This is a genomic window from Streptomyces sp. PU-14G, from assembly GCF_041028275.1.
Lineage (GTDB): Bacteria > Actinomycetota > Actinomycetes > Streptomycetales > Streptomycetaceae > Streptomyces.
Genome location: NZ_JASKYT010000081.1, coordinates 1 through 23,162 on the forward strand (window position 1 = coordinate 1; position 23,162 = coordinate 23,162).

Sequence of the window (23,162 nt, forward strand, 5' to 3'; positions counted from 1 at the left end):
TCCCCTCCCCGGAGCACCGATGCTCGTCACCACCCACCGGGAGCGCCCATGCTCGTCGAACCGCACGATCCCCTCCCGTTCCCCGGCGCCGCCGGGCCCGCCGTCAGGCGGCTGACGCAAAGGTGGGCGACGCAGCTCGAAGGCGCCGCGCGCAGACCCCGCGTGGCCCTCGTCGAAGGCACGGACCCACGCGTCCTGTGGGCAGCGGCCCGCCTCGCCCAGGAGCAGGCCGTCACCCCCGTCCTCGTCGCAGAAGAGCCGGCCGCGATCCGGGACCGCGCCGCCGACCTCGGCCTGAAGCTGCCCGAGGACCCCTCGCTGCTGGAGATCCTGCGGCCCTCCCACTACACGGACACCCTCGCGGCGCTGCTCGAGGAACGGCCGCGCCTCGCCGCCCAAGTAATCGACGACCCCCTCTTCCTCACCGCCGCCGCGCTGCGCCGCAACGACGTGGACGTGTGCGTGGCGGGCAGCAACCGCCCCACGGCCGACGTGCTGCGCGCCGGACTGCGCGTCGTCGGCCTGGCGCCGGGCATCCGCACCCTCTCCAGCAGCTTCCTGATGCTGCGGCCCGACGGCGGTGCACTCACCTACGCGGACTGCGCCGTCGTCGTGGACCCGGACGCCGGGCAGCTCGCCGACATCGCCCGCGCCGCGGCCGCCACGCACCACGCCCTCACCGGCGACGAGGCGAGGGTCGCGCTGCTCTCCTTCTCCACACGTGGCAGTGCCGCGCACCCGCGCGTCGACGTGGTGCGGGAAGCCCTGTCGGTGCTGCGCACGGCCGCCCCCGACCTGCCCGTCGACGGCGACCTCCAGTACGATGCCGCCGCCGACCCCGACATCGGCGCGGCCAAAGCGCCCGGCTCGCCCGTCGCCGGACGCGCGAACACCTTCGTCTTCCCCTCCCTCGAAGCGGGCAACATCGGCTACAAGGTCGCCCAGCGCGTCGGCGGCTGCGCCGCGATCGGCCCGTTCCTCCAAGGGCTCGCCGCACCCCTGCACGACCTCTCGCGCGGGTGCACCGGATCGGACATCGCCGCCCTCGCCCTCGCCGGCGGGGTGCAAGCCCTCACCACCGCGCAGGAGACACCATGACCACCCTCAGCCTCGCTGTGCTCGACCTCGCCGGTACGACGGTGGCGGACGACGGGATCGTCGAGGACGCCTTCCTCCACGCGCTCGCCCGCGAAGGCGTACGCCAGGGCAGCGCCCGCCACGACGCCATGATGCGCTACGTCCGCGACACCATGGGCGAGTCCAAGATCTCCGTCTTCCGGCACCTCTTCGACGGCGACGAGGACACCGCCCAACGGGCCAACACCGCCTTCGAGGAAGCGTACGCGCAGATGGTCGCGTCGGGCCGCTGCTCCGCGCTGCCGGGCGCGCGGCAGGCCATCGAGTCGCTGAGGGCACACGGCTGCGCCGTCGTCCTCAACACCGGCTTCTCGCCCCGCACCCGCGACGACCTCCTCGCCTCCCTCGGCTGGAGTGAGCTCGCCGACGCGGTGCTGTCTCCCGCCGACGCGGGGCGTGGCAGGCCCTACCCCGACATGGTGCTGACGGCGCTGCTGCGCACGGGGGCACCCTCGGTGGGCTCCGTCGCGGTCGTCGGAGACACCCCGCACGACATGCGGGCGGGCCGCGCCGCCGGAGCCGGCCTGGTGACCGGTGTGCTGACGGGCGGACACAGCGCGAAGGACCTGCGCGCCGCGGGAGCCGACCAGGTGCTCGACTCGGTGGCCGAACTGCCCGCGCTGATCGCTGCGACCGCCCGAGCCGCCTGACGGGCACCGGCCCTGACCTACGGCCGCCGCTGAGCGGCGTCGGCATCGTGCCGGCCCTTGGCACGGGCCGTTGCGCCGGTCAGGCCTGGACCGTCGCCCGGTCGTCCTTTGCCAACGGGTCAACGGACCGCGGCAGCCACCGGGCGTGTGCGCTACGTCCGTGCCGACGTCACCGACAGCGTCGCGGTGACGGACGCGGTCACGGCCAGCGCTCCCGACGTGATCGTGCACGGCGCGACGGTCACGCACGACGCGGTGAGCGAACGTCGCGATCCCGAGCGCTTCGTCCGCGTGAACGTTCTCGGCACGACGCATGTCCTCGACGCCGCACGGCGCACCGGCAGCGTGCGGCGCGCGTGCTCCTCGTCAGCGGCTGCTCACCGAGGAGACGCCGCCCGCGCCCGACGAGATGTACGGCGTCACCAACGAGATGTACGGCGTCACCAAGGTGACGGGTGAACTCGTCGCGCGGCGGTTCAGCGCGCTGTACGGACTCCACGTGCCCCTCGCACGTCTGACCAAGATGTTCGGCCCCATGGAGCGGACGAGCTCCGGTCGCGCCGTCATGTCCCTGCCCTGACATCTTCGCCGGCGGCCGGTGACGGCGCGGAAGCCAGAGGGGGCGGCGCCCCGCCACCCGCTGCCGCGGGGGTGGCGCCAGAGCCCTGCGTGCGCCCGTGGCCCGCAGGGCATACCTCGGTGTCGCCCCCAGTCCACGTTGTTGCGCGCGTACGCCTGCCCGGCGGCCCGCCTGCGCGTCCCGTGGTGGCGCAGCCGCTTCCCTACGTTCCGGCTTCGCGGCCCGGTGGCCTCTCGTCCGCCGCCTGATAGGCGTCCGCGGTCCGCCGGGAGTCTTCGACGACCCGCTGGAGCGCGGCGAGATGTGCCTCCAGTGCGGCGCGTCCTGCTGTGCTCAGATTCAGCCAGGTGCGGGGGCGCTTACCGACGTAGCCCTTGTCGATGTCGACGTAGCCCTGGGTGCCGAGCGTGGTGATCTGCTTGGACAGAGCGGAGGCCGACAGGCCCACCGATTCCCGCACCCAGGCGAACTCGGCCCACTGGACGCCGGAGAGCAGCGACACGATCGACAGCCGCGTCGGGTCGAGGAGCACGGGGTCGAAGTCAATGCCCGTCATGCGCCCAACCCAGGCTGTTCCCCTCGGTTCCTGCCCCGACGAGCGAAGGAGAGCAGTGCCTGCTCGGACCGGCGACCGAACACGATCACGAAGCCGCCGAGCAGCACGCCTGCGACCGTCCGCCAGTAGGGGAGGGGCATACCCGGGTGCGGGACGAAGGTGGCCGCGAGGCCGGCCACCATGACCAGGAGCAGGACCACGCGCGCGGTGGTGGCGAACCGCGGCGAGATCTCCTCCTTGCGCAGCCGTATGGGCCGGCCCAGCAGGGCCGAACCGCGCCGCGTGTTGAGCAGCACCGCGTAGGTCACGGACAGCACCGCGAGGGCCGGGGAGATCCACTGCGTCACCTCGGAGCCGAAGAAGTCCGGCGCCGCGAGGCACACGAACACCGCGACCCCGCACACCACCGTGACCCACCGGGACTCCCGCACCGAGGCGAAGGCCTGGTCCTTGTGGTGCTCTGCCTCCTGCAGCGCGCGGGCGGCTTCGGCGGGCGTAGGACGGTCGGACATGGAGCCTCCAGCTTTCCCGGGCGGAATCACTTTCCTGATAGGAAACTAGTTGCCTCGAAGGGAGAGGTCAAACGAGAAGGTGATCCCCGCGGCCCTGTGCGACCGGGGCCGGCAACCGCGCGTGGGCGATTCCGGGTGGAAAGTCCGCACGGTCCGTCGCGGCTGGATGAGCGGCACGGTGGCGCCTTGCCGCCGACGGCCGCCCGTGGTGTTCCGCAACCGGGTCGCTCAGGGCGGTCGCCTGGCCGTCCCCGCAGACGCTCCGCGGTGTCGGATCGAGGTCGGCGAGGGCTGGCCGAGCGGGCGGCGCTGTCCGCACCCGAGCCGTGCGACCGCGCGCCTCAGCTCGGTCTCGGGCCGCGCCATGGTGCGGCCGGGCGACGGATGCGGATGACGTGGCGGGGGGTGCCCGAACCTGGGCACCGCCCGCCCGCTGGCCCGACCATACGCAACCCCTCCCCGGCCCCGGGCCGGCCTGAGCGCGACGGCTGCGCCGCGTCACCCGGCGAGAGGTGCGACGGCTGCGCCGCGTCACCCGGCGAGAGTCGCGACGGCTGCACCGCGTCACCTGGCGAGGGTCGCGACGGCTGCACCGCGCCACCCGGCGAGAGCCATCGCGCTCCCCGTCGGTTACGCCCCTGACGGCCGGTCGTCGATCACGATCCGCACCACATGCCGCTCGTCCGCGCCGCCGGCCGCTGACTGGCCTGTATTCCGCAGTGCCTCCCCGATCCGCTGATACGCCAAAGCCGCCATCTGCCGCGTCCCCACCGACGCCCCGGGCTCGCGCTGTACCGCCCACAGCTCATCCACCGCCGCGAGCAGCGACCGCCCCGACACGTCCACCTCCACCGTGCCGTCCGGCTGCTCGGAGATGTCGGTCGGCAGCCTGAAGTGCTCACCGCGGGAGGCCCGCTCCACCACGAAGGCCCACGTGTCCCGATGGCACACCAACTCGGCCCGCGCCACACCCGCAGCCAGGCCCAGTAGCTTCTCGCGGTCCGGACCACCCGCTTCCGCGCCCGGGCCCCCGGCAGGCCTCGTCGGCGCCTGACGCGACCGCGGTTCAGCCAGCTCGGCGCGCATCGCGGCCACCGCGTCGCGTGTCTGCTCCACCTCCTGTCGCAACGTGACCAGGTCGGCATGTGCCTGCCCCAGCAAGCCACGCAGCTCCTGGTTCTGCTCCCGCAACTCCGTGAGCCCCGAACCCATCCGGTCGCCGAGCTGAGCGATGGCCTCGCGCAGCCCCTGCACGTCTTCCTTCCAACCCATCCGAACCCCCCAGAGGCGACGGCGTATCACCCCCGAAAGCTCCCCCGCCAGGACGGCCACGACGCGGCGACTTTCGGACGCGGCGGACTGCCCCCGCCCAGGTCAGGCGGGGGCCTGGGCCTTACGCCACGTGTCGGTCGCGGGGTTCGTCCTGCCCCGGAGCTGGTGCACAATCGCGGGGTGTCTGTCACCGTGTCCGAACTCCTGGCCGAGCCCGCTCTGGGACTGCGTGCCCTCACCCGCCACTGCCGCTCCGGTGACCGGCCGATCAGCTGGGTCTCCACCACGGAGTTGCCCGATCCGCTCCCGTTCCTGCGCGGCGGTGAACTCGTCATGACGACGGGCATGCTGGAGCGCCAGGACGGGGAATGGCGCCAACTCGTCCACCGGCTCGCCGAACTCCCCGTGGCCGCGCTCTGCTTCGGCATCGGCCTCGTACACCGGGACGTGCCCCGTGCTGTGGTCGAGACTGCCGAGGAAGCGGGTCTCGCGGTGGTCAGCTCACCGGTCGAGGTGCCGTTCGTCCAGATCAGCCACTGGGTGGCCGAGCGGATCTTCGCCGAGCAGTACGACGCGGTACGCGCCGCGGTCACGCTCCAGGACGAGCTCGTGCTGGAACTGACCTCAGGCCACGGCTTCCGCGGTCTGCTGCGGCGGCTCCACCAGCGGTTGGGGGCGGGGGCGCTCGCCGTCGTCGACCCCTCCGGACTCGTCCTCTCCCGTTTTCCCGCCTCGTCCGCCTGGCCGAAGGAACCCCATGGCCGCCAGACGGCGGGAACGGCCGTGCCGGTCAGTGTGGACGACGTGCCGGTCGCCTGGTTGTGCGCGCAACGGCCCTCGGAGCAGCGGGAGCTGCTGTCGTTCGCCACGAGCATCCTGGGCCTCGAGGTAGCCCGCCATCAGGCCGTACTCACCGGCAGACGGGAGCTGCTGGGGCAGCTGCTCGAAGACGTCCTGCACCGCACCGTGTCCGAAGGCGACGCCCGCCGTCGCCTGTCGTCGTACGGCATCTCCCCCGAGGAGCACCACGCGGTCGTGGTGGCCCGGGTCGTCGGCGACGCCGGCCGGTTGCGCAGCCTGCCGTGGACGCTGCGCCCGCTCCTGGAGCGCGAGGGGGACCGGCTGCCCACCGCCTTGATCGACGACACCGTGACGGTGGTCGTACCGGAGGGGGTCGACGCCGAGGCGAGTGCCCGCATGGTCGCCCGGCACCTCGCGGTGGTGGACCCGCACGTGCAGGTCGGGGTGAGCGCGGCGCGCCGCGGTGTGTCCGGCCTGCGCACGGGGTACTTCGAGGCCCGCCAGGGGGCGCAGAGCGGGCCCGGTGTGCACCGGGCCTCCCCACTGAGCATCACCGGACTCCTGATGGGCAACCTGGAGCTGCCGCTGCACGATCTCGGCCGGGCCGTCCTGGCTCCGTTGCTCCGGCACGACGAGGAGCACCAGGCCGAACTGACCGCGACTCTTCGCGCGTACCTCGCCCACGACTGCGCGCCCGCCGCCACCGCGAAGGCGCTCACCCTCCACCGCAACAGCCTGCGCTACCGGCTGCGGCTGATCGAACAGCTCACGGGACGGGACCTCGGCCGTCTCGCGAACCGCATGGAACTGTGGCTCGCGCTGAGCGCGCTGGAGGCCGGGGCGGAGGAAGGCGAGGGCACGGCACCCGGCCGATGAGACGGGGTCCGCACGCGCCGTCTGCCTCCGCGCGGCAACGGAGGGAGACTCCTCGTCCGGGCCCGGACAGGCGAGTGTCCGCGCGTGTTCACCGGCGCCGGTCCTCGGAGAGCCACTGGTCCATGACCTGCGCGGCGTGCTCGTCGAGGCCCGGGCTCGAAAGCGCACTGGCTTCGGCAGGCGGGGTGACATCCCCGAAGCGAACCGGCTGACGCAGAAAAGGGGTGCGACCCAGCACGGGGTGGTCGAACGCACCGATCAGGCCCCGGTCTCGCACCTGCTCGCTGTCCACCGCCTGCGCGAGATCGCGGATGGCCGCGGCGGGAACGCCGGCGTCCAGCGCGTGCTTCACCGCGTCGTCGGTGGTCAGCGTGGTGGACCACCTCTCGGTGATCTCGCGTACCTCTTCGATGTGCTGAGCCCTGGCCGTGTCGTCGCCGAACCTCGGGTCCGCAGGCAGCTCAGGACGCCCCACGAGACGCGCGAAGCGTGCGAAGACCGCGTCACCGGCGACGGCGACGGCCACGAGCCCGTCGGCGGTGCGGTACGTGTCGAACGGAGTGGAGACGGGGTGCCGGTTGCCGACACGGCCGGGCAGGCCTCCGGTCGCGGTGAGCAGACTCATCGCGGTCACCTGCAAGGACACCAGCGAGTCGAGCATGGCGACGTCGATGTACCGGCCCCGGCCTGTGCGTTCTCGGTCGAACAGGGCCGCACTGATCGCCCAGGAGGCGAACAGCCCCGCCATGAGGTCGCCGACCGACTCACCCACCCTCGTGGGTGGCCCGTCCGGTGTGCCGGTGGCTGCCATGAGCCCGGACATCGCCTGCACGATCAGGTCGTAGGCCGGGTACTGGCGCATCGGGCCCGTCTGACCGAACCCGGAGATGCTCGCGTAGACCAGCCGCGGGTGGGCGGTGCCGAGCGTGCCGTGGTCGATACCGAGACGCTGGGTCACACCTGGTCGGAAGTTCTCCACCAGGACATCCGCCTCCGCCGCCAGCCGCAGCAGCGCGGCATGGCCGTCGGGCTCCTTCAAGTCGAGGACGATACTGCGCTTCCCGCGGTTGAGCTGGGCGAAGTACACGCTCTCCCCGTCTCGGAACGGGCCCAGACGGCGGGCGTCGTCGCCGCCCGGAGGTTCGACCTTCACCACGTCTGCGCCCAGATCGGCCAGCAGGGCTGTGCAGTACGGGCCGGCCAGCACCCGGCTGAGGTCGAGGACACGCAGTCCGGTGAAAACGTTCATCGCTTGGGCCTTTCGGTCCGAGGGGACGGGCGCAGAGCCGCAACGCGGCGGCAGGGGGGAACGTACGGAGGCGCACACGGTGACGTCGACGTGCGCGCGCACGAAGACGCGGCCGGACCTCGTGCACACGCACATTGGCCCCGGCCCTTGCCGTGCGCCCCAATGAGCTGGCACACGCGTTGTTCGGACCCGGCCGCCAAGGGAGCCCGCCATGTCACAGGACCCCACCCAGACATCCACGCCGTACCTGCTGCCCGGGGTGTACGAGGAATTCCGGGCCGCGGCCCGTACCGTCGCGGAGAAGAAGCTCGGCCCCCGGGCGGCACAGGTCGACACCCTGGCGGAGTTCCCGCACGACAACCACGAGACCCTGGTCGCCGCCGACCTGCACGCGCCAGGCATCCCGCAGGAGTACGGGGGCGACGGCGCCGACGCCCTCGCCGCGGCCATCGCCGTGGAGGAAGTCGCCCGGGTGTGCGCGTCCACCTCCACCATCCAGACCTCCAACAAACTGGGGGTGACACCGTTGCTGCTGGCCGGCACGGAGCAGCAGCGGCGCCGCTACCTTCCCGAAGTGGCGGCTGGAGACGCCTTGATGGCCTACGCCCTCAGCGAGCGGGAGGCGGGCAGCGACATCGCGGCGATGCGCTGCCGCGCGACGGAGACCTCGGAGGGCGAATGGGCTCTGGAGGGGGTCAAGACCTGGATCACCTCAGCCGGCGTCGCCCGCTATCTGATCGTCTTCGCCGTCACCGACCCCGGCGCCGGCTCCCGTTCCGTCTCGGCGTTCGTCGTCCACGCCGACGACGCCGGTATCAGCTACGGCGAGCCGGAACGGAAGATGGGACTCAAGGGGTCGGTCACACGTGAGGTCTACTTCGACGACTGCCGTATCCCCGCCGACCGGCTGCTCGGAGAGCGGGGCAGAGGGCTGCGCCTGGCGCTGGGCACCCTGGACCACACCAGGGTCTCGGTCGGCGCCCAGGCCCTCGGAATCGCCCAGGGCGCCCTGGACACCGCCGTCTCCTATGTGCGGGAGCGACGCCAGTTCGGGCAGGCACTCGCCGACTTCCAGGGCGTGCAGTTCATGCTCGCCGACATGGCGATGCGGGTGGAGTCGGCACGCCAGATGGTCTACGCCGCCGCGGCCCGCAGCACCGCGCGTGCGCGTGACCTGACGTACTTCGGGGCGGCAGCCAAGTGCCTCGCCTCGGATGCGGCCATGGCGGTGACGACGGACGCGGTCCAACTCCTCGGTGGCTACGGCTACACCAAGGACTTCCCCGCGGAGCGGATGATGCGCGACGCGAAGATCACGCAGATCTACGAGGGCACCAACCAGATCCAGCGGATCGTCGTCGCCAGGAACCTCGTGTGACCCGCTGCCCGGGTCGGAGCCCCGGGCCCGGCGGTCCTGCCTCCCTTGACGGAGGATGTGTCCGGAACCCTCCCTACCGGCGGTCCCTCGGGCGAGGCCGAAGCCGGTCGGGGACCGTCACAGGTGCCGCGCACGACGCTGGTCGGGGAAGGTGAGGTAGCGCGCCGGAACGGAGTCGGTGAGCCAGACGCCGTTCGCACTGCGCTGGAAGGTGTGGCCCCGCTCGTGCATGAGGCCTGCGGCTACTGTCAGTACGACGGCCCTGCCGCGGCGGGCCCCCACGCGGGTCGCGGTCTCCCGGTCGGGCGACAGATGCACCGCGTGCCGGGCCATCGGGCGCAGTCCCTCGTCGCGGATGGCGGCGAGGAACCGCGGGGTGGTTCCGTGGAACAGCGCGGGAGGTGGTGCCGACTCGGGCAGGCCCAACTCCACAGCGATCGTGTGCCCCTGGTTCGCACGGATGCGCGTACCGTCGGCGCAGAACGCATAGCGTTGCTTGTCGTTGTCGGCGACCGTGGCTTCCAGCTCGGCCCGTGTGAGGGGGAAGCCGTGCGCGGTGGCCGCGGCGAGGAGTTCGTCGGTGCGGGCCCATCCGCCCGCGTCCAGCACGAGCCCGATCCGCTGGGGGTCGTGGCGCAGATGGCGGGCCAGGTATTTCGAGACGCGTACGTGGCGCGCGTCGCGCGGTCTGTCTCGCGGATTGTTCTTCATGGGTTTCCAGCATGCGGGACGGACCCCGGCAGGCGCACCCGAATTGTGCCGCCTCCGGGCCGAGGCCGAGTTGATCCTGCGCCCCGTCCCCGCAGTGCGGAGTGCGGGCAGGTGCGGAGTGCGGGCACGCCGGGTCAGGCAGGCGGGCGCTCAGAAGGCGTGGCGTGCCCCGGGCGCTCCGAGGACGTGGCCTGCCGTGGGGGAGTCGGGCCGGGGGAGTTGAAGTGGTGGGAGAGGACGAGTCCCGCCGCGCCCAGCAGCGTGGCCTGGTCCTCCAGCGCGGTGAACGCCACCTGGGGCGGGCCGCCGGGGTGGGGCGGGACGCGGGAGTGCAGGGCGCGCTCGATACGGCTCCGCAGCTCCTCGCCACCGGCGACGGTGTCTCCGTGGAGGATGAACAGCCCTGGTGCGAACACCTGGTGGAGATTGACCAGCCCCACGGCGAGGTTGTCCGCCCACTCGCCCAGCAGTTCCGCCGCCTGCGGTACGCGCGCGGCGGCGAGGCGGGAGAGCGCACCGGCTCCCAGCGTCGTGGCCCCCGGCAGGCCTCGGCTCGCCGCCTGGGTGCGGAGCCAGGAGTGACTGGCGAGAGTCTCCCAGCAGCCCCGCTGGCCGCAGTGGCAGGGAGCCCCGTTCACCTGGACGATGCTGTGCCCGATCTCACCGCCCGCCCCGGCCGGCCCGCGGTGCACGTCACCGCCGACGACGAGGCCGACGCCGAGCGCTTCCCCGGTGTAGACGGACGCGAAGTGACTGCGTCCGCGCCCTTGGCCGAACCACCGGTCGCCCAGCGCCTGGGCACGCGGGTGCATGTCGACGCACACGAGGCGCAGGCCGAGCCGGTCCCGTAGCGTCTGTCCGACGGGCAGGCCGTCGAGCGCGGGCGCGAGGGCGACCTTGACCACGGTCCCGGTGTCCGAGTCGACCATCCCGCCCACGGCGACGCCCACCCCCAACGGGGTGGTCGAGGCCGCGTCGGTCACCTCCGCCGTCGCGGCCACGAGTGCCTCGACGGCCGCTTTCGCGTCCGGCTCCGGACTGAAGAGGCGCTCGGCTTTGGTGAGCACCTTCCCACCGGCGCTGACCAGCGCCGCCTCCACCCGGCCGGGCAACAGGTGGACCCCGACGAGGGGCGGCGAGTCGGGTGCGAACCACAGCGGGCGGGCGGGCTTTCCGCCGGCAGGGCTGCTGGGCCGCGCCGCCTCCTGCGTGAGCAGCCCCTGACGGACGAGGTCTTCGACGATGACCGTCAGGGCGCTGCGGGACAGGCCGGTGACCCGGGCCAGTTCGGCACGGGAGAGCGGACCGAAGTCGTAGAGCGACTGGAGTATCCGGACCCGGTTCACGGCCTGCCTTTCCCGAGGACCGGAACGCCTGCTGGAGCGGCGGTCCTCACTGTCGAGACTGTCAAGACTTACGAGACTGTCGAGACTGACGAGTTTCGACGTTTCGCGTACTAACCTCGCCGCTCAACGCCAACTCGCTCACTTGCTCGCTCACTCTGCCACAGATGCCCTGGGCGCTGGGATCTCTCGGGATCATACGCCTCGGAGGCGCGGCGCACGCGTGGAATTCGGTCTTCCGTACCCCTTGACGGTGGCCGAGGTTAGTACGCAGTGTGAACTTACTTGATCGGCCGGGCCGACAGCCGCCGCCCTCTCGGGAGCAGCAGGCCTCGGCCCCAAGTTGACGGCGAGGTCCCCATGCAGAAGATCGGCATCATCGGCGGCGGCATACGCGGCCACATGTACGCGAAGTCGCTCCAGGGCTTTCCCGGCGCCGACGTCCGTGCGGTGAGCGACCTGTCGCAGGAAACCGCGCGCAAGACGGCCGACACCTTCGGCTTCGCCGCCTACACCGACCACCGGCGCATGCTGGAGGAGGTCGACCTCGACGCCGTCATCGTGGCGACGCCCGACTTCGCCCACCGGGACCCGGCGGTGGACGCGGCGGAGCGAGGCCTGCACCTGCTGATCGAGAAGCCGCTTGCGACCACCGCCCAGGACGCCGCCGCCATCGAAGCCGCCGTGCGGAAAGCGGGGGTGGAGTGCATGGTGGGCTTCGAGAACCGCTGGAACCCGGCCGTGCGCCGGCTCCAGGAGGTCGCCGCCGGCGGAGAGCTGGGTCAGGTGCTCACCCAGAACATTCTGCTCAGCAACACCTGGTACGTCCCCACCAGGATGCTCTCCTGGGCCGCACGCTCCTCACCCGCGTGGTTCCTGATGAGTCACACCGTCGATGTGGCGACGTGGGTGAACGGCCGCACGGTCGCCTCGGTGGACGCACGCGGTTCCCGAGGACAGCTCGCGGCCCGGGGCGTGGACACCTGGGACGTCGTCCACGCGCTCCTCACCTTCGACGACGGCACCACGGCCAACCTGACGTCCACCTGGGTGCTGCCCGACAGCATGCCCTCCCTCGTCGACTTCCAACTGCAGGCCGTCGGCGACCGCTCCGCGGTCCAGGTGAACCTCCACGAGCAGAGTGTCCGGCACGCGGCCCCGGAGGGCCTCCGCTTCCCCGGCCTCCTCGGAGACGAGATCGACGGGAGGCTGCAGGGGCCGCCCACGTGGATGGTGCAGCACTTCGTCGCCTGCCTGAACGAGGGCCGCCCTGTCGGCCCCGGCCTGCGGGCCGGACGGGCGGTCACCGACGTGGTCCTGGCCGTGCACGAGTCGCTGGCGACAGGCAGGACCGTGCGGCCGGCCACGCACGCCGCCTGAACAGGTCGGCATCTACTCGGCACCTACTCGGCATCTACTCGGCACAGGGAGGAGTGGAACATGGCGGGCACCAGGTCGGCCGGCGGCCCGGGGGAACACGGCCCGGTCACCGGGGCCGGTGGTCTTGGCGCGGGCACCACCATCGGCGAGGAGGGCAGCGGCGCACAGCGGGCAGTGGGGGCCCAGAGGGGGGTGGACCCACCCTCATCCCCGGGCGGGCCGGAGCGGCAGGCTTTTACGGCGCAGGCGCCCGAGCGGCGAAGCCTCGGCACGAAGGTCGCCGTTGTCGCCTCGGCCATCGGCCTCATCTACGGATACGACACCGGGTCCATCTCGGGCGCGTTGGTCTTCCTGGAGAGCGACTACCACCTGACGACCCTGTGGACATCGGTGATCACCTCGATCGTCGTGGTCGGCAGCCTCGTCGGCGCGGCGGTCGGCCCCCGGGTCGCCAACGAACTGGGCAGGCGCCGCGCGATGCTCGCCGTGGCTTTCGGCTTCATGGCCTTCGCGGGTCTGAGCGCCCTCCCGCTGGGGCTGTGGTGGCTGACCGCGGTGCGGCTCCTGCTCGGAGTGACCGTGGGACTGGCCACCGTCGTCGCCCCCGTCTTCATCTCCGAGTTCGCCTCCGAGGAGAACCGCGGCCGACTGGGCACCGCCTTCCAGTTCTTCACCTGCGCGGGCGTGATCATCTCCCTGCTCACGGCGTGGGCGCTCTCCGGAACCGAATCCTGGGAAGCGGTACTCGGCCTGGCCGCGGCCCCGGCCGGAGTGGTCTTCCTCGCCCTGCTGCGCTTCCCCGACAGCCCCAGGTGGTACGCCATGCGAGGTATGCGGGAGCGAGCCCTGGAGACCTTGCGGCGGCTCGATCCCGACGCGGACGCCACAACGCGGCTGACCGCCATCGAGGCGGACCTGGCGGAGAGCGAGCACGGCCGCTTCCGGGAGATCTTCGCCAAGCGGTACGCGCGGCCCACCTTCTTCGTCATCGCCTTCGGGTTCGCCGTCCAGATCACCGGCAACAACACCATCCTCTACTTCAGCCCGACCATCTTCGCCAAGGCCGGCTTCGGTGACGGCGCGGACAGCATTCTGGCCTCCACGCTGGTGCAGGTCGTCGCCGCTGTCGGAGTCGTGCTGTCGATGGCGGTGGTGGACCGCTGGGGCCGGCGCCCGCCGCTGATCGTGGGGACGGCGGCCATGGTGGTGGGCCACACGGTGATGGCCTTCGTCTTCGCCCAGGACCGCATCTCCACCGGCACCGGATATGTGGCCACCGCCGCCATCGGCCTGTTCTACCTCGGCTTCTACTTCGGCATCGGCTCCCTGATCTGGGTCTACACGGGCGAGGCGTTCCCGGCCCGGCTGCGCAGCGTCGGAGCCGGCGCACTCCTCCTGTCCGACTTCGCCGCCAACCTCATCGCCACCTTCGCCTTCCCCAACGTCCTCGCGGCGTTCGGCGGATCGACCGCGTTCGGCGCGTTCGCACTCCTCTCCGCGCTCGCCTTGGTCTTCCTGTACCGCATGGCGCCCGAAACCAAGGGCCGCTCCCTGGAGGAGATCCGCGGCTACTGGGACAACAAGGCAACGTGGAGCAGTGCGGGGTGATGCCGCCTGTCGGCTCAGCGCCGGTGCAGGGCACAGTCGTGTGCGCGACACCTGGCGTGCTGCTCGACGTTGGGTAGGGTCGTCCGCCATGACTGATGACTGGCGGAAGGACCGGATCGGCAGTGCCCTCCGGGGCGAGAACCCCGCGGTGCTCCGGCAGATGAATGCTGGTTTCGCGGTGATCGGGGACGTCCAGTTCCTGCCGGGGTACGCGGTGCTCCTGGTCGACGATCCCTCGGTGGAACGGCTATCGGAGCTCCCGCAGAGCAGGCGCCTGGCCTTCCTCTCCGACATGGACATGTTGGGCGAGGCCGTCGAACATGCTGCCAGGCGGCTGGATCCGGCCTTTCGTCGGGTCAACCTGGAGATCCTGGGTAACACCGAGGGGTTCTTGCACGCGCACGTGTGGCCGCGGTTCGACTGGGAGCCGGCCGATCTCGTGGGGCGGCCGGTGTGGCTGTACCCGCGTGAGCGGTGGAGCGACCAGCAGTACGCGCTCGGGCCACAGCACGACGCGGTGCGCGGGGCGATCGGTGAGGAGCTGGACCGCCTCGCCTCCTGAGGCGTCCGAATCCGCCGCGGCCGGTCGCCGACCCGAACGCCGGTTCTGACGCTCCGGGTTGGATCCGCATCCATGGCCGGTCCGGCCCACTTCCCCAGCGGCCCACTTCCCCAGCGGGCCGGGCTGAGCGGACATCGAATTCCGGCGGGCCATCCGGCTGTCCGCCACGTGGGTCTCCTCGTGCGGGAAACCGGTGAAAACTCCCGCGCCCCGCGGAGGGGGCGGGAATAGCCGTGCCCGGCTGTGCCTTGGTCTCCTTCATGACAACCACCGCGTTCGACCCGCACACACTCCTCGCGGAGAGCCGACTCGGCGTCCTCGCCACGATCAAGTCGGACGGCCGCCCTCAGCTCTCACCCGTGCAGCCGTTCTACGACCGGGAGGCCGGTCGCCTGTACGTGTCGATGACCGAAGGGCGCGCCAAGACGGCGAACCTACGGCGCGACCCCCGCGCTGCCCTGGAGGTCACCAGCGCGGACGGCTGGGGATGGGCCACCGCCGAGGGCACGGTGACGCTCACCGGGCCGGGAACGGATCCGCACGGTCCAGAGGTCGAGGCGCTGGTGCGCTACTACCGGCTCGCCGCCGGAGAACACCCGGACTGGGACGAGTACCGCTCCACGATGGTCTCCGACCGGCGCGTGCTCATGACGATGGCCGTCGACCACGTGTACGGCGCCAGGCTCCGCTGAACAGCGGCCTACCGCAGGGCACTCCGCACACCGAGCGCTCCGGATCCGGCCACCCTCCGCTCCGCGCGTGCCGGGCTCGGCCCTGTCCGTCAACGCGTGCGCTCCCAGCCGGAATGCAGGATACGTGGCCGCTCGCATTCCACCGGGTCCCGGTCAGCGACCTGGATGGGTGTCCGAGCCGTCGCCGGACGCTGCCGCCCGGCGTGTCACGCCACGCCTGATGCTGGGCTGACTCCCGTGTGGGAACGCCGCAGCCGCCCCAGGTGACCGGCGCCGGTCAGTGATCTCTTCGTACGGAGGTCGTGCCGACGTCGGCTGGGTCGCCGCATGCGCTGACCGGGCGGAGCTGCGGAAGCGGCAGACCGCGTTCGTCGACGAGGACGGAGTGGGGCTCGTCGGAGGCGAAGACATGACGTTCGCCCCATTGGCGCAGGGCAACGATGACGGTGAACAGGTCACGTCCGGCCGGGGTGAGCGCGTAGAGCTGCCGCCTGCCGGAGGGGGCGGATCCTGCGTTCTCGGCGCCTTCTTCGCCCTCTGCGCACTCGTGGTCCGGATCAGCAGCCGCCGCCCGGCGGTCGACCGCCGCCTGTCTGCGAACGAGCAGCGGGAAACGTGCCGGCTATGACCTCGCCTCGTGCTTGCCGGCCCCCGACACGGTGTCGCGCCCGATCACGCGGAGGGCGAGAGGTGCGCGCGCACCCATGCGGGGTCGGGGTTGACGTGCGGCCGGCCTGAGACCAGGACAGTCGGTACGGTCTCGTTGCCGTCGTTGGCCGCGCGTACCTCTGCCGCTCCAGCCGGGTCACGCCAGATGTCGACCCAGTGCAGCCGGTGGGCGCTGCGGCCCAACCGTATGCGCATGCGCAGACAGTACGTGCAGCCCGGCCGCCACAAGATGACCGGGCGACCGTCGGCCGAGCTGCGGCGCTGTGCCTCCGCCAGACCGATCGACCTGGGGAAGAGCAGAGGCGAGTGGGCGAGTGCGAGCAGCACGCATATCGCCAGGGCAGTTGCCGCTGTGCCGAAACTTCCCTGGAGGGCCGGCCCGGTCGCGACGACTGAGCCGCAGAGCACCAGCAACACCGGCACAGCCCACACGCGCTTCATGGGGCACAGGCTATCGACCGGTCGACATGCTCCAGCACCGGACGGTGCCGGAGCCGCTGCCGGCTCGGCGTCGGGAGCCGGGCCGAAGCGACCGACGCCGGGCCTAGCGACCGACGCCGGGCCTGGCGACCGACGCCGGGCCTGGCGACCGACGTTGGGCCGAGCGGCCGGCGTCGGGTCGAGCGGCCGACGTCAGGCCGGTGGTCTGCCGAAGGTCAGGAACGCCCGCATGGCCGCGTTCCGCACCGGATCGATGCCAAGCGGGGCGTGCACCGCGCGGTTCATCAGCCGGGCGGTGCGTGCGAGCCGCTGGGTGGGCCGCCGGCGGGCCGTGTCGTAGGCGGCGAGGGCGTCCTCGACACGCGCGTGTGTGGTGAGTCGGCGGGCGAGGGTGACACCGTCGACGAGCGCCTCGCACGCGCCTCTGCCGAGGTCGGGCGTCATGGCGTGGGCGGCGTCCCCGATGAGCGCGACGCGGCCGTTGACGTAGCGGGGCAGGGGCGCTGTCAGGTCGTAGAGGTCGTTGCGCCGTACGTCCGTGCCGCCGGTCTTAGCCAGGTGGTCCAGCACCCGGCGCACGCCAGGGTGCCAATCGCCGAACCGCGCCTGCAGGGCGGCCAGTTCGCCGCCCTGCGCGGGTGCGCGTGCGCGTTCGGGGGCCGGGGCGCAGGCGAACCAGTTCGTGCTGCCGCCCGCGCGCGGTATGACGCCGAAGCGGGCGCGCCGGCCCCAGGTCTCGGTCATCCCGTCGGTGTCGAGACCGGCGGTGCCGTGCCAGGCCGTGACGCCGGAGTAGCGCGGGCGGTACGCGTCACCGAAGAGCGTCGCGCGGGTCCGGCTGCGCAGCCCGTCGGCGGCGATGACCACGTCGTAGCCGGTGAGTTCGCGGACGTCGGTCACCGCTGAGTCGTAGCGTACGACTCCGTCGGCGAGCGCGGCGGCGAGTGTGCGCAGCAGCGGGGGACGGGCGATCACGTGGACGGTGTCGCCGGTGCGGCGGCGCAGGGCGGCCATGTCGACGTTGCCGATGAGACCGCCGTCGGCGCGCACGAACGAGCCGTACGCCGACGGACGGCCGGCACGGCGTACGGTCCGGCCGAGGCCGAGTTGGTCGAGCGCGCGCAGCGCGCCGGGCCACAGGCCGAGTGAGGTGCCGGTGTCGGGCGGCGCGGGAGCGCGTTCGCGGACCTCGACGTCCCAGCCGCCCGCCTGCAACTGAACGGCGGCGGCGAGCCCTCCGATGCCGCCCCCCACGATGAGCGCTTTTCCAGGCATGCCGACAGGCTACTATGTTTGTAGTAGTGGCGCGTTCTCTACGGTGAAGACCACCCGGCGGACCGAAGGAGGGGCGGGGACAGATGGCGGGCAGGCGCGACCAGGTGCTGGACGCGGCCGTACAGGTGTTGGGCACCGGCGGCCTCCGCGGACTGACGTACCAGGCCGTCGACAAGGCGGCGGAGGTCCCGGCCGGCACCACGTCGAACCACTTCCGCAGCCGCACGCTCCTGGTCGCGGGCGTCGTCGACCACCTCAGGGCGCTCGATGCCCAAGATTGGAAGAAGTTCGCGGCCGGTCCGATGGAGGGCGGTCCCCAGGTGCTGGCCGACGCCCTGTCCCGCACGGTCCGGCACATGCTCGGCCCCGCCCGGCACCGGACGACCGCCCGCTACGCGCTGGCGCTCGAAGGCCTCGTCCGCCCCACGGTGCGCGAACCGCTGGGCCGCGCGCGCGAATCGATGATCGAGCTGACGTCGACGTGGCTGGCGCGCCTGGGATCACCCGAGCCGCTGGAACACTGCAAAGTCCTCTTCGACTACCTCGACGGGCTCATCTTCAACCAGGTGGTGCTCCCTCAGGAGCAGTTCGACCCCGAGCTGGGCATTCGCACGGTGCTCAGCGCCCTCCTCCCGGCGCCTCACGGGCCCTGAGGCGGGTCTGCGCGGAAGTTGCGGTCACCACCGGGCGCATCCGGCGGAACCTGGAGGCTGCCGGCCGGCCGACCGACCGACCGACCGGCCGTCCCTCCCGGTCCGCTTCAGGCGTCCCCGTCCGCGTCGTAGCGGGCCAGCATGGGGCGGAGCGGCTGCTCGTTGGTGCCGGGCGGGAAGAAGCGCACCGCGCCCGCGGCGAGCACCGTACGAGTGCCGGGGACCAGGCACAGGACGGCGCACTCCATCGGCTGCCCGAAGTCGTGCTTCTCCGGTGAAGCGGAGGGGGGTCCTGGCGGTTCTGGCAGTCTTCCCGGGCTGTCCAGGCGACGGACCTTCCCGTCTTCCGTGAGCCGGTTCCGCGAGTCCAGCAGCACGCTGCCCGTGCCGTCGGGGACGGTGGTGGCGGTAGCGACAGCGCGGTTCATGCGGGGCAGTCGGCGTTTGGTCCAGCTGTCCCCGTCGCCCGTCAGCACGATGGTCTCCGACTCGGGTTCCTCTTCGACCTCGCCGTGATTGAAGTCGTTGCGTCCGAGGGACCACAGGCGGTCGCGCTCCGCGTCGTGGACGACGGTGGCGAGGGACGCGCTCGCCTCGGGCGGCACGGGGTCGGGGAAGCGGTAGGTCGGAGTGTCCAGCCGCTGCCAGCCGTCATGTGCCCAGCGGGCGCTCGCCGGCTGGGGGTAGCACTCGCCGGAGCCGCAGTCGGTGTCCGCTGTTCCCACGACCCAGACCCGGGGCGTGCCGTGCGGATCCTCGGAAGGGGCGGCGGTGATCGCCGTGGCTTCGAAGGGGAGTTCCGGCTCACGCCAGTGTTCCCCGTCCCAGTGGAGCGTCTTCCCGCCGACGCAGAGCCACAGGCGGGGGCCGACGGCGGCGAGCCAGGACCCGTAGACCGCGCCGCCCCCCGATATCTGGCCTGTCGTCGCCGGCGGGGCGGGCAGGGTCCGCCACTGCTGGCCGTCCCAGTGGTGTGCGGAGGGAATGCCCTGAGCCGGGCGATTGGCGAGCCACACATCGTCCGGACCGCTCGCGGCGAGCTCGCAGAGCGCGCCCTTCGGGGTGAGGCCGTCCGGCAGCGGGTGGCTGCGCCATCGATCGCCGACCCAGTGGTCCAGGAACAGGGCCTCGGGCCCCTTGCCGTCCTTCAGCCCGCCGCGAGCGCCGAGTGCCCACACGTCGTCGCGGGAGGTGACGGCGAGTGCCTTGTAGGAGCCGTCCCAGGTGTCCGCGAGGTGTGTGTAGCGCCAGGCGTCCGCGCGCGAGCGGGCGGACGCGGCCGGGTCCGCGGGCGGGCCGTCGTCGAGACGGGCCAGGTCGGTGGTGGAGGGGGCGGGCGACGCCTTTCCGCGGCCGTTCGACCCGTCGGAACCGTGCGTCGAGCAACCGGTGAGCGCGGTGGCGCCGGCGAGTGCTGCCATGCCCAGCAGCCCGCGTCTGGAGGGAAGGCGTGTGTCCATGGGGACCGACTGTATGACGACCGTGGGTTGGCTGGCCCCTATCGCCTGCTCTCGACCGGTGCGGTGCCGAGGACGCGGCAACCGATCCGGTACGCGCACGCCGGTGCAGGCGCGCACCCGTGTCCGTACCGGTGGCGCCGCAACCAGTGCCGGGGGCGTGACAACCAGTGCCGGGGGCGCGGCAACCCCTGCCGGTCGCGCGGCAACCAGTGCCGGTCGGGCGGCAGTCAGTCCAGCTCCAGTCCGCTGGTCTCCGGTGCCCAGGCCACGGACACCACAGCCCCGAGGACGAGGAAGCCCGTCAGCGCGACCATCGACGTGGAGAACCCGAACGTCGAGAGGCTGACGGGCAGCAGGAACGTGCCCACGGCGGAGCCGATCCGGCTCAGCCCGTTCAGCAGCCCCACCCCCGAACTGCGTACCCCGGTGGGAAACAGCTCCGGGGGATACACCTGGTCGAGGTTGGAGGAGGCCGACATGGTGAACGTGAAGACGAGGAACAGGGGAAACAGCAGCAGCGTCGGTGCGCTCGGCCAGACACCGATCACCCCGAGCGCGAGGGACATGACGACGAACGACGAGATGAGGAACCCGCGGCGGGTGAACCGGGCCACGAACCACAGCCCGCCGATGCCGCCCAGCAGCAGGAAGACGTTGAGTATCCCGTTGCTGAGGAACTCCTCGTCCGCGAGCCCCAGGCGTGCCATGACCGTCGGCAGGAACGTGTAGATGGCGAAGTACGGGATGACCTGGCAGTTGTAGTAGAGGACACCGAAGAGGGTGTTCCGGCGGTGACGTCGGCGGAACAGCTCGCGGTAGTCGTGCGATTCCTCGGGCTGGGCTCGCGTGAGGAGCGGGGAGATGTCGATCCCGGAGCCGATGTGCTTGGCGACCACGGCCTTGGCCTCGTCGACGCGTCCCCTGCTGACGAGCCAGCGGGGGGACTCGGGGGTGCCGACGCGCATCAGGAGGACGAAGACCGCGGGGAGGGCGCTGCTGGCCAGCAGCCACCGCCAACTGTCTCCGCCGAAGCCGACCAGGTAGTTGCCGAGGAAGTAGGCGGCGATGTAGCCGACCGTCCACATCGCGGTGAGCGAGGCGAGGAGGCCGCCGCGGTAGCGGCGCGGACAGAACTCCGCTACCAGCGTCGGGCCCAGCGCGTAGTCGGCGCCGATGCCGAAACCGATCAGGAGGCGCAGCACGAACAGTTCGGTCGGGCCGGTGACGAAGAGCTGGGCCACGGAGGCGACCGTGATGAGCAGGAAGTCCAGCATGTAGATCCGCTGTCTTCCGTAACGGTCGGCGGCCCAGCCGAGCACGATGCTGCCCGCGAAGATGCCGATCAGCGCCGAGGCCCCGAGCAGGCCCTGCCAGGCCGCGCCGAGTCCCATCTGCGGTGTGATCAGTGTCAGGGCGATGCCGATGATGCCCAGGTGGTAGCCGTCGGAGAAGTTCGCGCCGAAGGTGAGCGCGGTGATCTTGATGTGGAAGCGGTTCAGGGGTGCGTCGTCGAGGGTCGGCGGTGTCCGCGAGGAGACGGCCGTGTCGTCCGGCGGGCAGGGGGTGTCGAGCGGCTTCGGGGTGCCGGTGGCTTCGGGGACGTGTTCCATGGCTTTCTCCTCAGACTTGCCAAGCCCCATGAATGAACGATTTCATGCAGCCTCAGAGGTGAATAGATCTATGTCAAGGGGTGGGTGATGACCGACAGCAGCCCTGTCCGCATCGACGGTCGGCACCTGCGCTGTGCCGACGTCGTCCGCGTGGCACGCCGGAGCGCATGGGCGAAGCTCGACGACGCGGCGCTCGAGAAGGCCCGCGAAGCCTACGCGGTGGCCCGGGACATCGGCGCCAAGAGGGCCGTCTACGGGCGGACGACCGGCGTCGGAGCGAACCGGCACGACGTCGTCGACCCCGACTCTGCCGACCAGCACGGCCTGCGCCTCCTCAGCAGCCACGCGGGCGGCACGGGCGAGTTGGCCTCGGACCCCGTCGTCCGCTCGACCCTGTTGATCCGGCTCAACCAACTCGCCGCGGCCGGCAGCGGGGTGCACCCCCGCCTCCTGGAGGCCCTGGCGAACGCGCTGCGCGTCGGCGCCCTCCCGCACGTGCACTCCCTCGGTGCCATCGGTACGGGCGACCTCAGCGCGCTGGCCGAGATCGCTCTCACCCTCGCCGGAAGGCGCCCCTGGGCCGTGGGCGCCCTCCCTCCCGTGCCGATCAGCCCTGGCGACGCACTGGCGTTCATCTCGAGCAACGCCGCCACCCTCGCGGAGTCCGTTCTGGCATGGCACGACCTACGCGAGTTGCTCTACTCCAGCCACCTCGTCGCGGGGCTGTCCTACTGCGCGCTCGGCGGCTCACCCGAGGCGTTCAGCGCACGCGTCCACGCGCAGCGGCCGCACCCCGGGTCCGTGCAAAGCGCCGCCGAGATGCGCCGCGTCCTCTGGGGCGACGAGGAGCCCCCTACCGGCCGCAGGCTGCAGGACCCCTTCGGACTGCGCGCGTTTCCCCAGGTACAGGGGCCTGCGCTGGACGCGGTCGACGCCCTGGAGCGCGTGCTGACCACCGACCTCAACGCCGCCGCCGAGAACCCGTTCATCGACATCGACACGGAGAACGCCTACCACCACGGACATTTCTCCACGGCCTACCTGGCACTCTCGCTCGACCACCTGCGGGCCGCACTCCACCATGTCGCCGAGCTGTCGGCGGCTCGCCTCGGCGACCTGGTCGAACCGGAGCTGACGGGGCTGTCCCCGTTCCTCGCCGCCGGGCCGCCCGGCAGTTCCGGCATCATGATCCTCGAATACGTCGCCCACGACGCGCTCAGCCAGCTGCGGCACGCGGCGGCGCCGGTCACGCTGGGTACGGCCGTCATCTCCCGCGGTCTGGAGGACCACGCCAGCTTCTCCACGCAGGCGGCCCGCAGCACCTCTGCCGCGATCGGCGCCTACCGCACCGTGCTCGCGTGTGAACTGCTGGCCGCCGTACGGGCGCTGCGGCTCCGCTCCGAGGAGCTGCCGCACGCCCCGGTGGCGGAGGCGTTCCGTATCGCTGCGGCGTCGCTGCCGATGGTCGCCGAGGACCACCCGTTGACGGAAGAGATCGCACAGGCCGAGCAACTCGTCGCCCGGTTCGCCGCTCTGTGAGGACCGCCCCGTTCAGCTCGGCTCAGCGGTCCCCGCCCCGACGCCGGTGCCCGCTGGTCTGTGGCCCGCCCCGCGAGCAGCTTTCCCCCGGTGGCACCGAGCTCGGTGCCACSCGGGGAAAGCTGCTCGCGGGGCGGGCCACAGACCAGCGGGCACCGGCGTCGGGGCGGGGACCGCTGAGCCGAGCTGAACGGGGCGGTCCTCACAG

The 23,162-nt window shown here is 71.9% G+C and carries 22 protein-coding genes; 12 read left to right on the forward strand and 10 right to left on the reverse strand.

Translation table 11 applies throughout. The features are described 5' to 3' along the window. Nucleotides 1–48 precede the first annotated feature (48 nt). The 4 genes from AB8Z75_RS12635 (at nucleotide 49) to AB8Z75_RS12650 (ending at nucleotide 2,367) form a co-directional block, all read left to right on the forward strand. Entirely contained in the window at nucleotides 49–1,098 is a 1,050-nt protein-coding gene (locus AB8Z75_RS12635; RefSeq protein ID WP_369201575.1) for a phosphate acyltransferase, read from the forward strand. Next, nucleotides 1,095–1,787 carry a phosphonatase-like hydrolase gene (locus AB8Z75_RS12640; protein WP_369201576.1) on the forward strand — a complete coding sequence of 231 codons (693 nt, stop codon included), beginning with the start codon at nucleotides 1,095–1,097 and terminating at the stop codon, nucleotides 1,785–1,787. Before AB8Z75_RS12635 ends, AB8Z75_RS12640 begins: the two co-directional genes overlap by 4 nt. Nucleotides 1,788–1,973: 186 nt before the next feature. After that, on the forward strand, nucleotides 1,974–2,246 hold the full coding sequence (locus tag AB8Z75_RS12645) for an NAD-dependent epimerase/dehydratase family protein (protein ID WP_369201596.1): 273 nt from the start codon (nucleotides 1,974–1,976) through the stop codon (nucleotides 2,244–2,246). Next, nucleotides 2,218–2,367, forward strand: coding sequence for a hypothetical protein (locus AB8Z75_RS12650; RefSeq protein ID WP_369201577.1), 150 nt, complete (start codon nucleotides 2,218–2,220; stop codon nucleotides 2,365–2,367). The genes AB8Z75_RS12645 and AB8Z75_RS12650 overlap by 29 nt, the downstream gene beginning before the upstream one ends. Before the next feature lie 202 nt (nucleotides 2,368–2,569). Here AB8Z75_RS12650 and AB8Z75_RS12655 read toward each other — a convergent pair whose 3' ends face one another. From AB8Z75_RS12655 to AB8Z75_RS12665, 3 genes are all read right to left on the reverse strand, one after another. Further along, nucleotides 2,570–2,923, reverse strand: a complete 354-nt coding sequence (locus AB8Z75_RS12655) for a transcriptional regulator (RefSeq protein WP_369201578.1) — start codon at nucleotides 2,921–2,923, stop codon at nucleotides 2,570–2,572. Then, a complete protein-coding gene (locus AB8Z75_RS12660; RefSeq protein ID WP_369201579.1) occupies nucleotides 2,920–3,435 on the reverse strand; it encodes a hypothetical protein in 516 nt (171 codons plus the stop codon). Before AB8Z75_RS12660 ends, AB8Z75_RS12655 begins: the two co-directional genes overlap by 4 nt. Before the next feature lie 630 nt (nucleotides 3,436–4,065). Beyond that, nucleotides 4,066–4,707 carry a hypothetical protein gene (locus tag AB8Z75_RS12665; protein ID WP_369201580.1) on the reverse strand — a complete coding sequence of 214 codons (642 nt, stop codon included), beginning with the start codon at nucleotides 4,705–4,707 and terminating at the stop codon, nucleotides 4,066–4,068. 180 nt (nucleotides 4,708–4,887) lie between these two features. Between AB8Z75_RS12665 and AB8Z75_RS12670 the strand changes: the two genes are divergently transcribed. Then, nucleotides 4,888–6,384 carry a PucR family transcriptional regulator gene (locus tag AB8Z75_RS12670; RefSeq protein ID WP_369201581.1) on the forward strand — a complete coding sequence of 499 codons (1,497 nt, stop codon included), beginning with the start codon at nucleotides 4,888–4,890 and terminating at the stop codon, nucleotides 6,382–6,384. Nucleotides 6,385–6,472: 88 nt separating this feature from the next. Here the strand turns inward: AB8Z75_RS12670 and AB8Z75_RS12675 are convergent, their stop codons facing one another. After that, nucleotides 6,473–7,633, reverse strand: coding sequence for a CaiB/BaiF CoA transferase family protein (locus AB8Z75_RS12675; protein WP_369201582.1), 1,161 nt, complete (start codon nucleotides 7,631–7,633; stop codon nucleotides 6,473–6,475). A gap of 211 nt (nucleotides 7,634–7,844) precedes the next feature. Here AB8Z75_RS12675 and AB8Z75_RS12680 point away from each other — a divergent pair, with 211 nt between their 5' ends. Continuing rightward, nucleotides 7,845–9,011, forward strand: a complete 1,167-nt coding sequence (locus tag AB8Z75_RS12680; RefSeq protein ID WP_369201583.1) for an acyl-CoA dehydrogenase family protein — start codon at nucleotides 7,845–7,847, stop codon at nucleotides 9,009–9,011. Nucleotides 9,012–9,128: 117 nt separating this feature from the next. Here the strand turns inward: AB8Z75_RS12680 and AB8Z75_RS12685 are convergent, their stop codons facing one another. Further along, a complete protein-coding gene (locus tag AB8Z75_RS12685) occupies nucleotides 9,129–9,722 on the reverse strand; it encodes an RNA 2'-phosphotransferase (protein WP_369201584.1) in 594 nt (197 codons plus the stop codon). A 134-nt stretch (nucleotides 9,723–9,856) separates the two neighbouring features. After that, a complete protein-coding gene (locus AB8Z75_RS12690) occupies nucleotides 9,857–11,068 on the reverse strand; it encodes an ROK family transcriptional regulator (RefSeq protein ID WP_369201585.1) in 1,212 nt (403 codons plus the stop codon). Nucleotides 11,069–11,425: 357 nt separating this feature from the next. On the opposite strand from AB8Z75_RS12690, the gene AB8Z75_RS12695 reads away from it, so the two are divergent. From AB8Z75_RS12695 to AB8Z75_RS12710, 4 genes are all read left to right on the forward strand, one after another. Beyond that, entirely contained in the window at nucleotides 11,426–12,445 is a 1,020-nt protein-coding gene (locus tag AB8Z75_RS12695; RefSeq protein ID WP_369201586.1) for a Gfo/Idh/MocA family protein, read from the forward strand. A gap of 60 nt (nucleotides 12,446–12,505) precedes the next feature. Beyond that, complete coding sequence (locus AB8Z75_RS12700) at nucleotides 12,506–14,053, forward strand: sugar porter family MFS transporter (RefSeq protein WP_369201587.1); 1,548 nt, start codon at nucleotides 12,506–12,508, stop codon at nucleotides 14,051–14,053. A gap of 88 nt (nucleotides 14,054–14,141) precedes the next feature. Next, nucleotides 14,142–14,615, forward strand: coding sequence for a diadenosine tetraphosphate hydrolase (locus AB8Z75_RS12705; protein WP_369201588.1), 474 nt, complete (start codon nucleotides 14,142–14,144; stop codon nucleotides 14,613–14,615). Between the two features lie 260 nt (nucleotides 14,616–14,875). Further along, on the forward strand, nucleotides 14,876–15,307 hold the full coding sequence (locus AB8Z75_RS12710) for a PPOX class F420-dependent oxidoreductase (protein WP_369201589.1): 432 nt from the start codon (nucleotides 14,876–14,878) through the stop codon (nucleotides 15,305–15,307). A 672-nt stretch (nucleotides 15,308–15,979) separates the two neighbouring features. Here AB8Z75_RS12710 and AB8Z75_RS12715 read toward each other — a convergent pair. Then, entirely contained in the window at nucleotides 15,980–16,417 is a 438-nt protein-coding gene (locus tag AB8Z75_RS12715; protein ID WP_369201590.1) for a glutaredoxin domain-containing protein, read from the reverse strand. Between the two features lie 192 nt (nucleotides 16,418–16,609). Beyond that, nucleotides 16,610–17,692 carry an FAD-dependent monooxygenase gene (locus AB8Z75_RS12720; RefSeq protein WP_369201591.1) on the reverse strand — a complete coding sequence of 361 codons (1,083 nt, stop codon included), beginning with the start codon at nucleotides 17,690–17,692 and terminating at the stop codon, nucleotides 16,610–16,612. Nucleotides 17,693–17,775: 83 nt separating this feature from the next. Between AB8Z75_RS12720 and AB8Z75_RS12725 the strand changes: the two genes are divergently transcribed. Then, on the forward strand, nucleotides 17,776–18,345 hold the full coding sequence (locus AB8Z75_RS12725) for a TetR/AcrR family transcriptional regulator (protein ID WP_369201592.1): 570 nt from the start codon (nucleotides 17,776–17,778) through the stop codon (nucleotides 18,343–18,345). Nucleotides 18,346–18,452: 107 nt separating this feature from the next. Here AB8Z75_RS12725 and AB8Z75_RS12730 read toward each other — a convergent pair whose 3' ends face one another. Next, nucleotides 18,453–19,805 carry a hypothetical protein gene (locus AB8Z75_RS12730; RefSeq protein ID WP_369201593.1) on the reverse strand — a complete coding sequence of 451 codons (1,353 nt, stop codon included), beginning with the start codon at nucleotides 19,803–19,805 and terminating at the stop codon, nucleotides 18,453–18,455. Between the two features lie 227 nt (nucleotides 19,806–20,032). Then, on the reverse strand, nucleotides 20,033–21,415 hold the full coding sequence (locus AB8Z75_RS12735) for an MFS transporter (RefSeq protein WP_369201594.1): 1,383 nt from the start codon (nucleotides 21,413–21,415) through the stop codon (nucleotides 20,033–20,035). Nucleotides 21,416–21,502: 87 nt separating this feature from the next. Here AB8Z75_RS12735 and AB8Z75_RS12740 point away from each other — a divergent pair, with 87 nt between their 5' ends. After that, on the forward strand, nucleotides 21,503–22,954 hold the full coding sequence (locus AB8Z75_RS12740; protein WP_369201595.1) for an aromatic amino acid ammonia-lyase: 1,452 nt from the start codon (nucleotides 21,503–21,505) through the stop codon (nucleotides 22,952–22,954). Nucleotides 22,955–23,162: the final 208 nt, after the last annotated feature.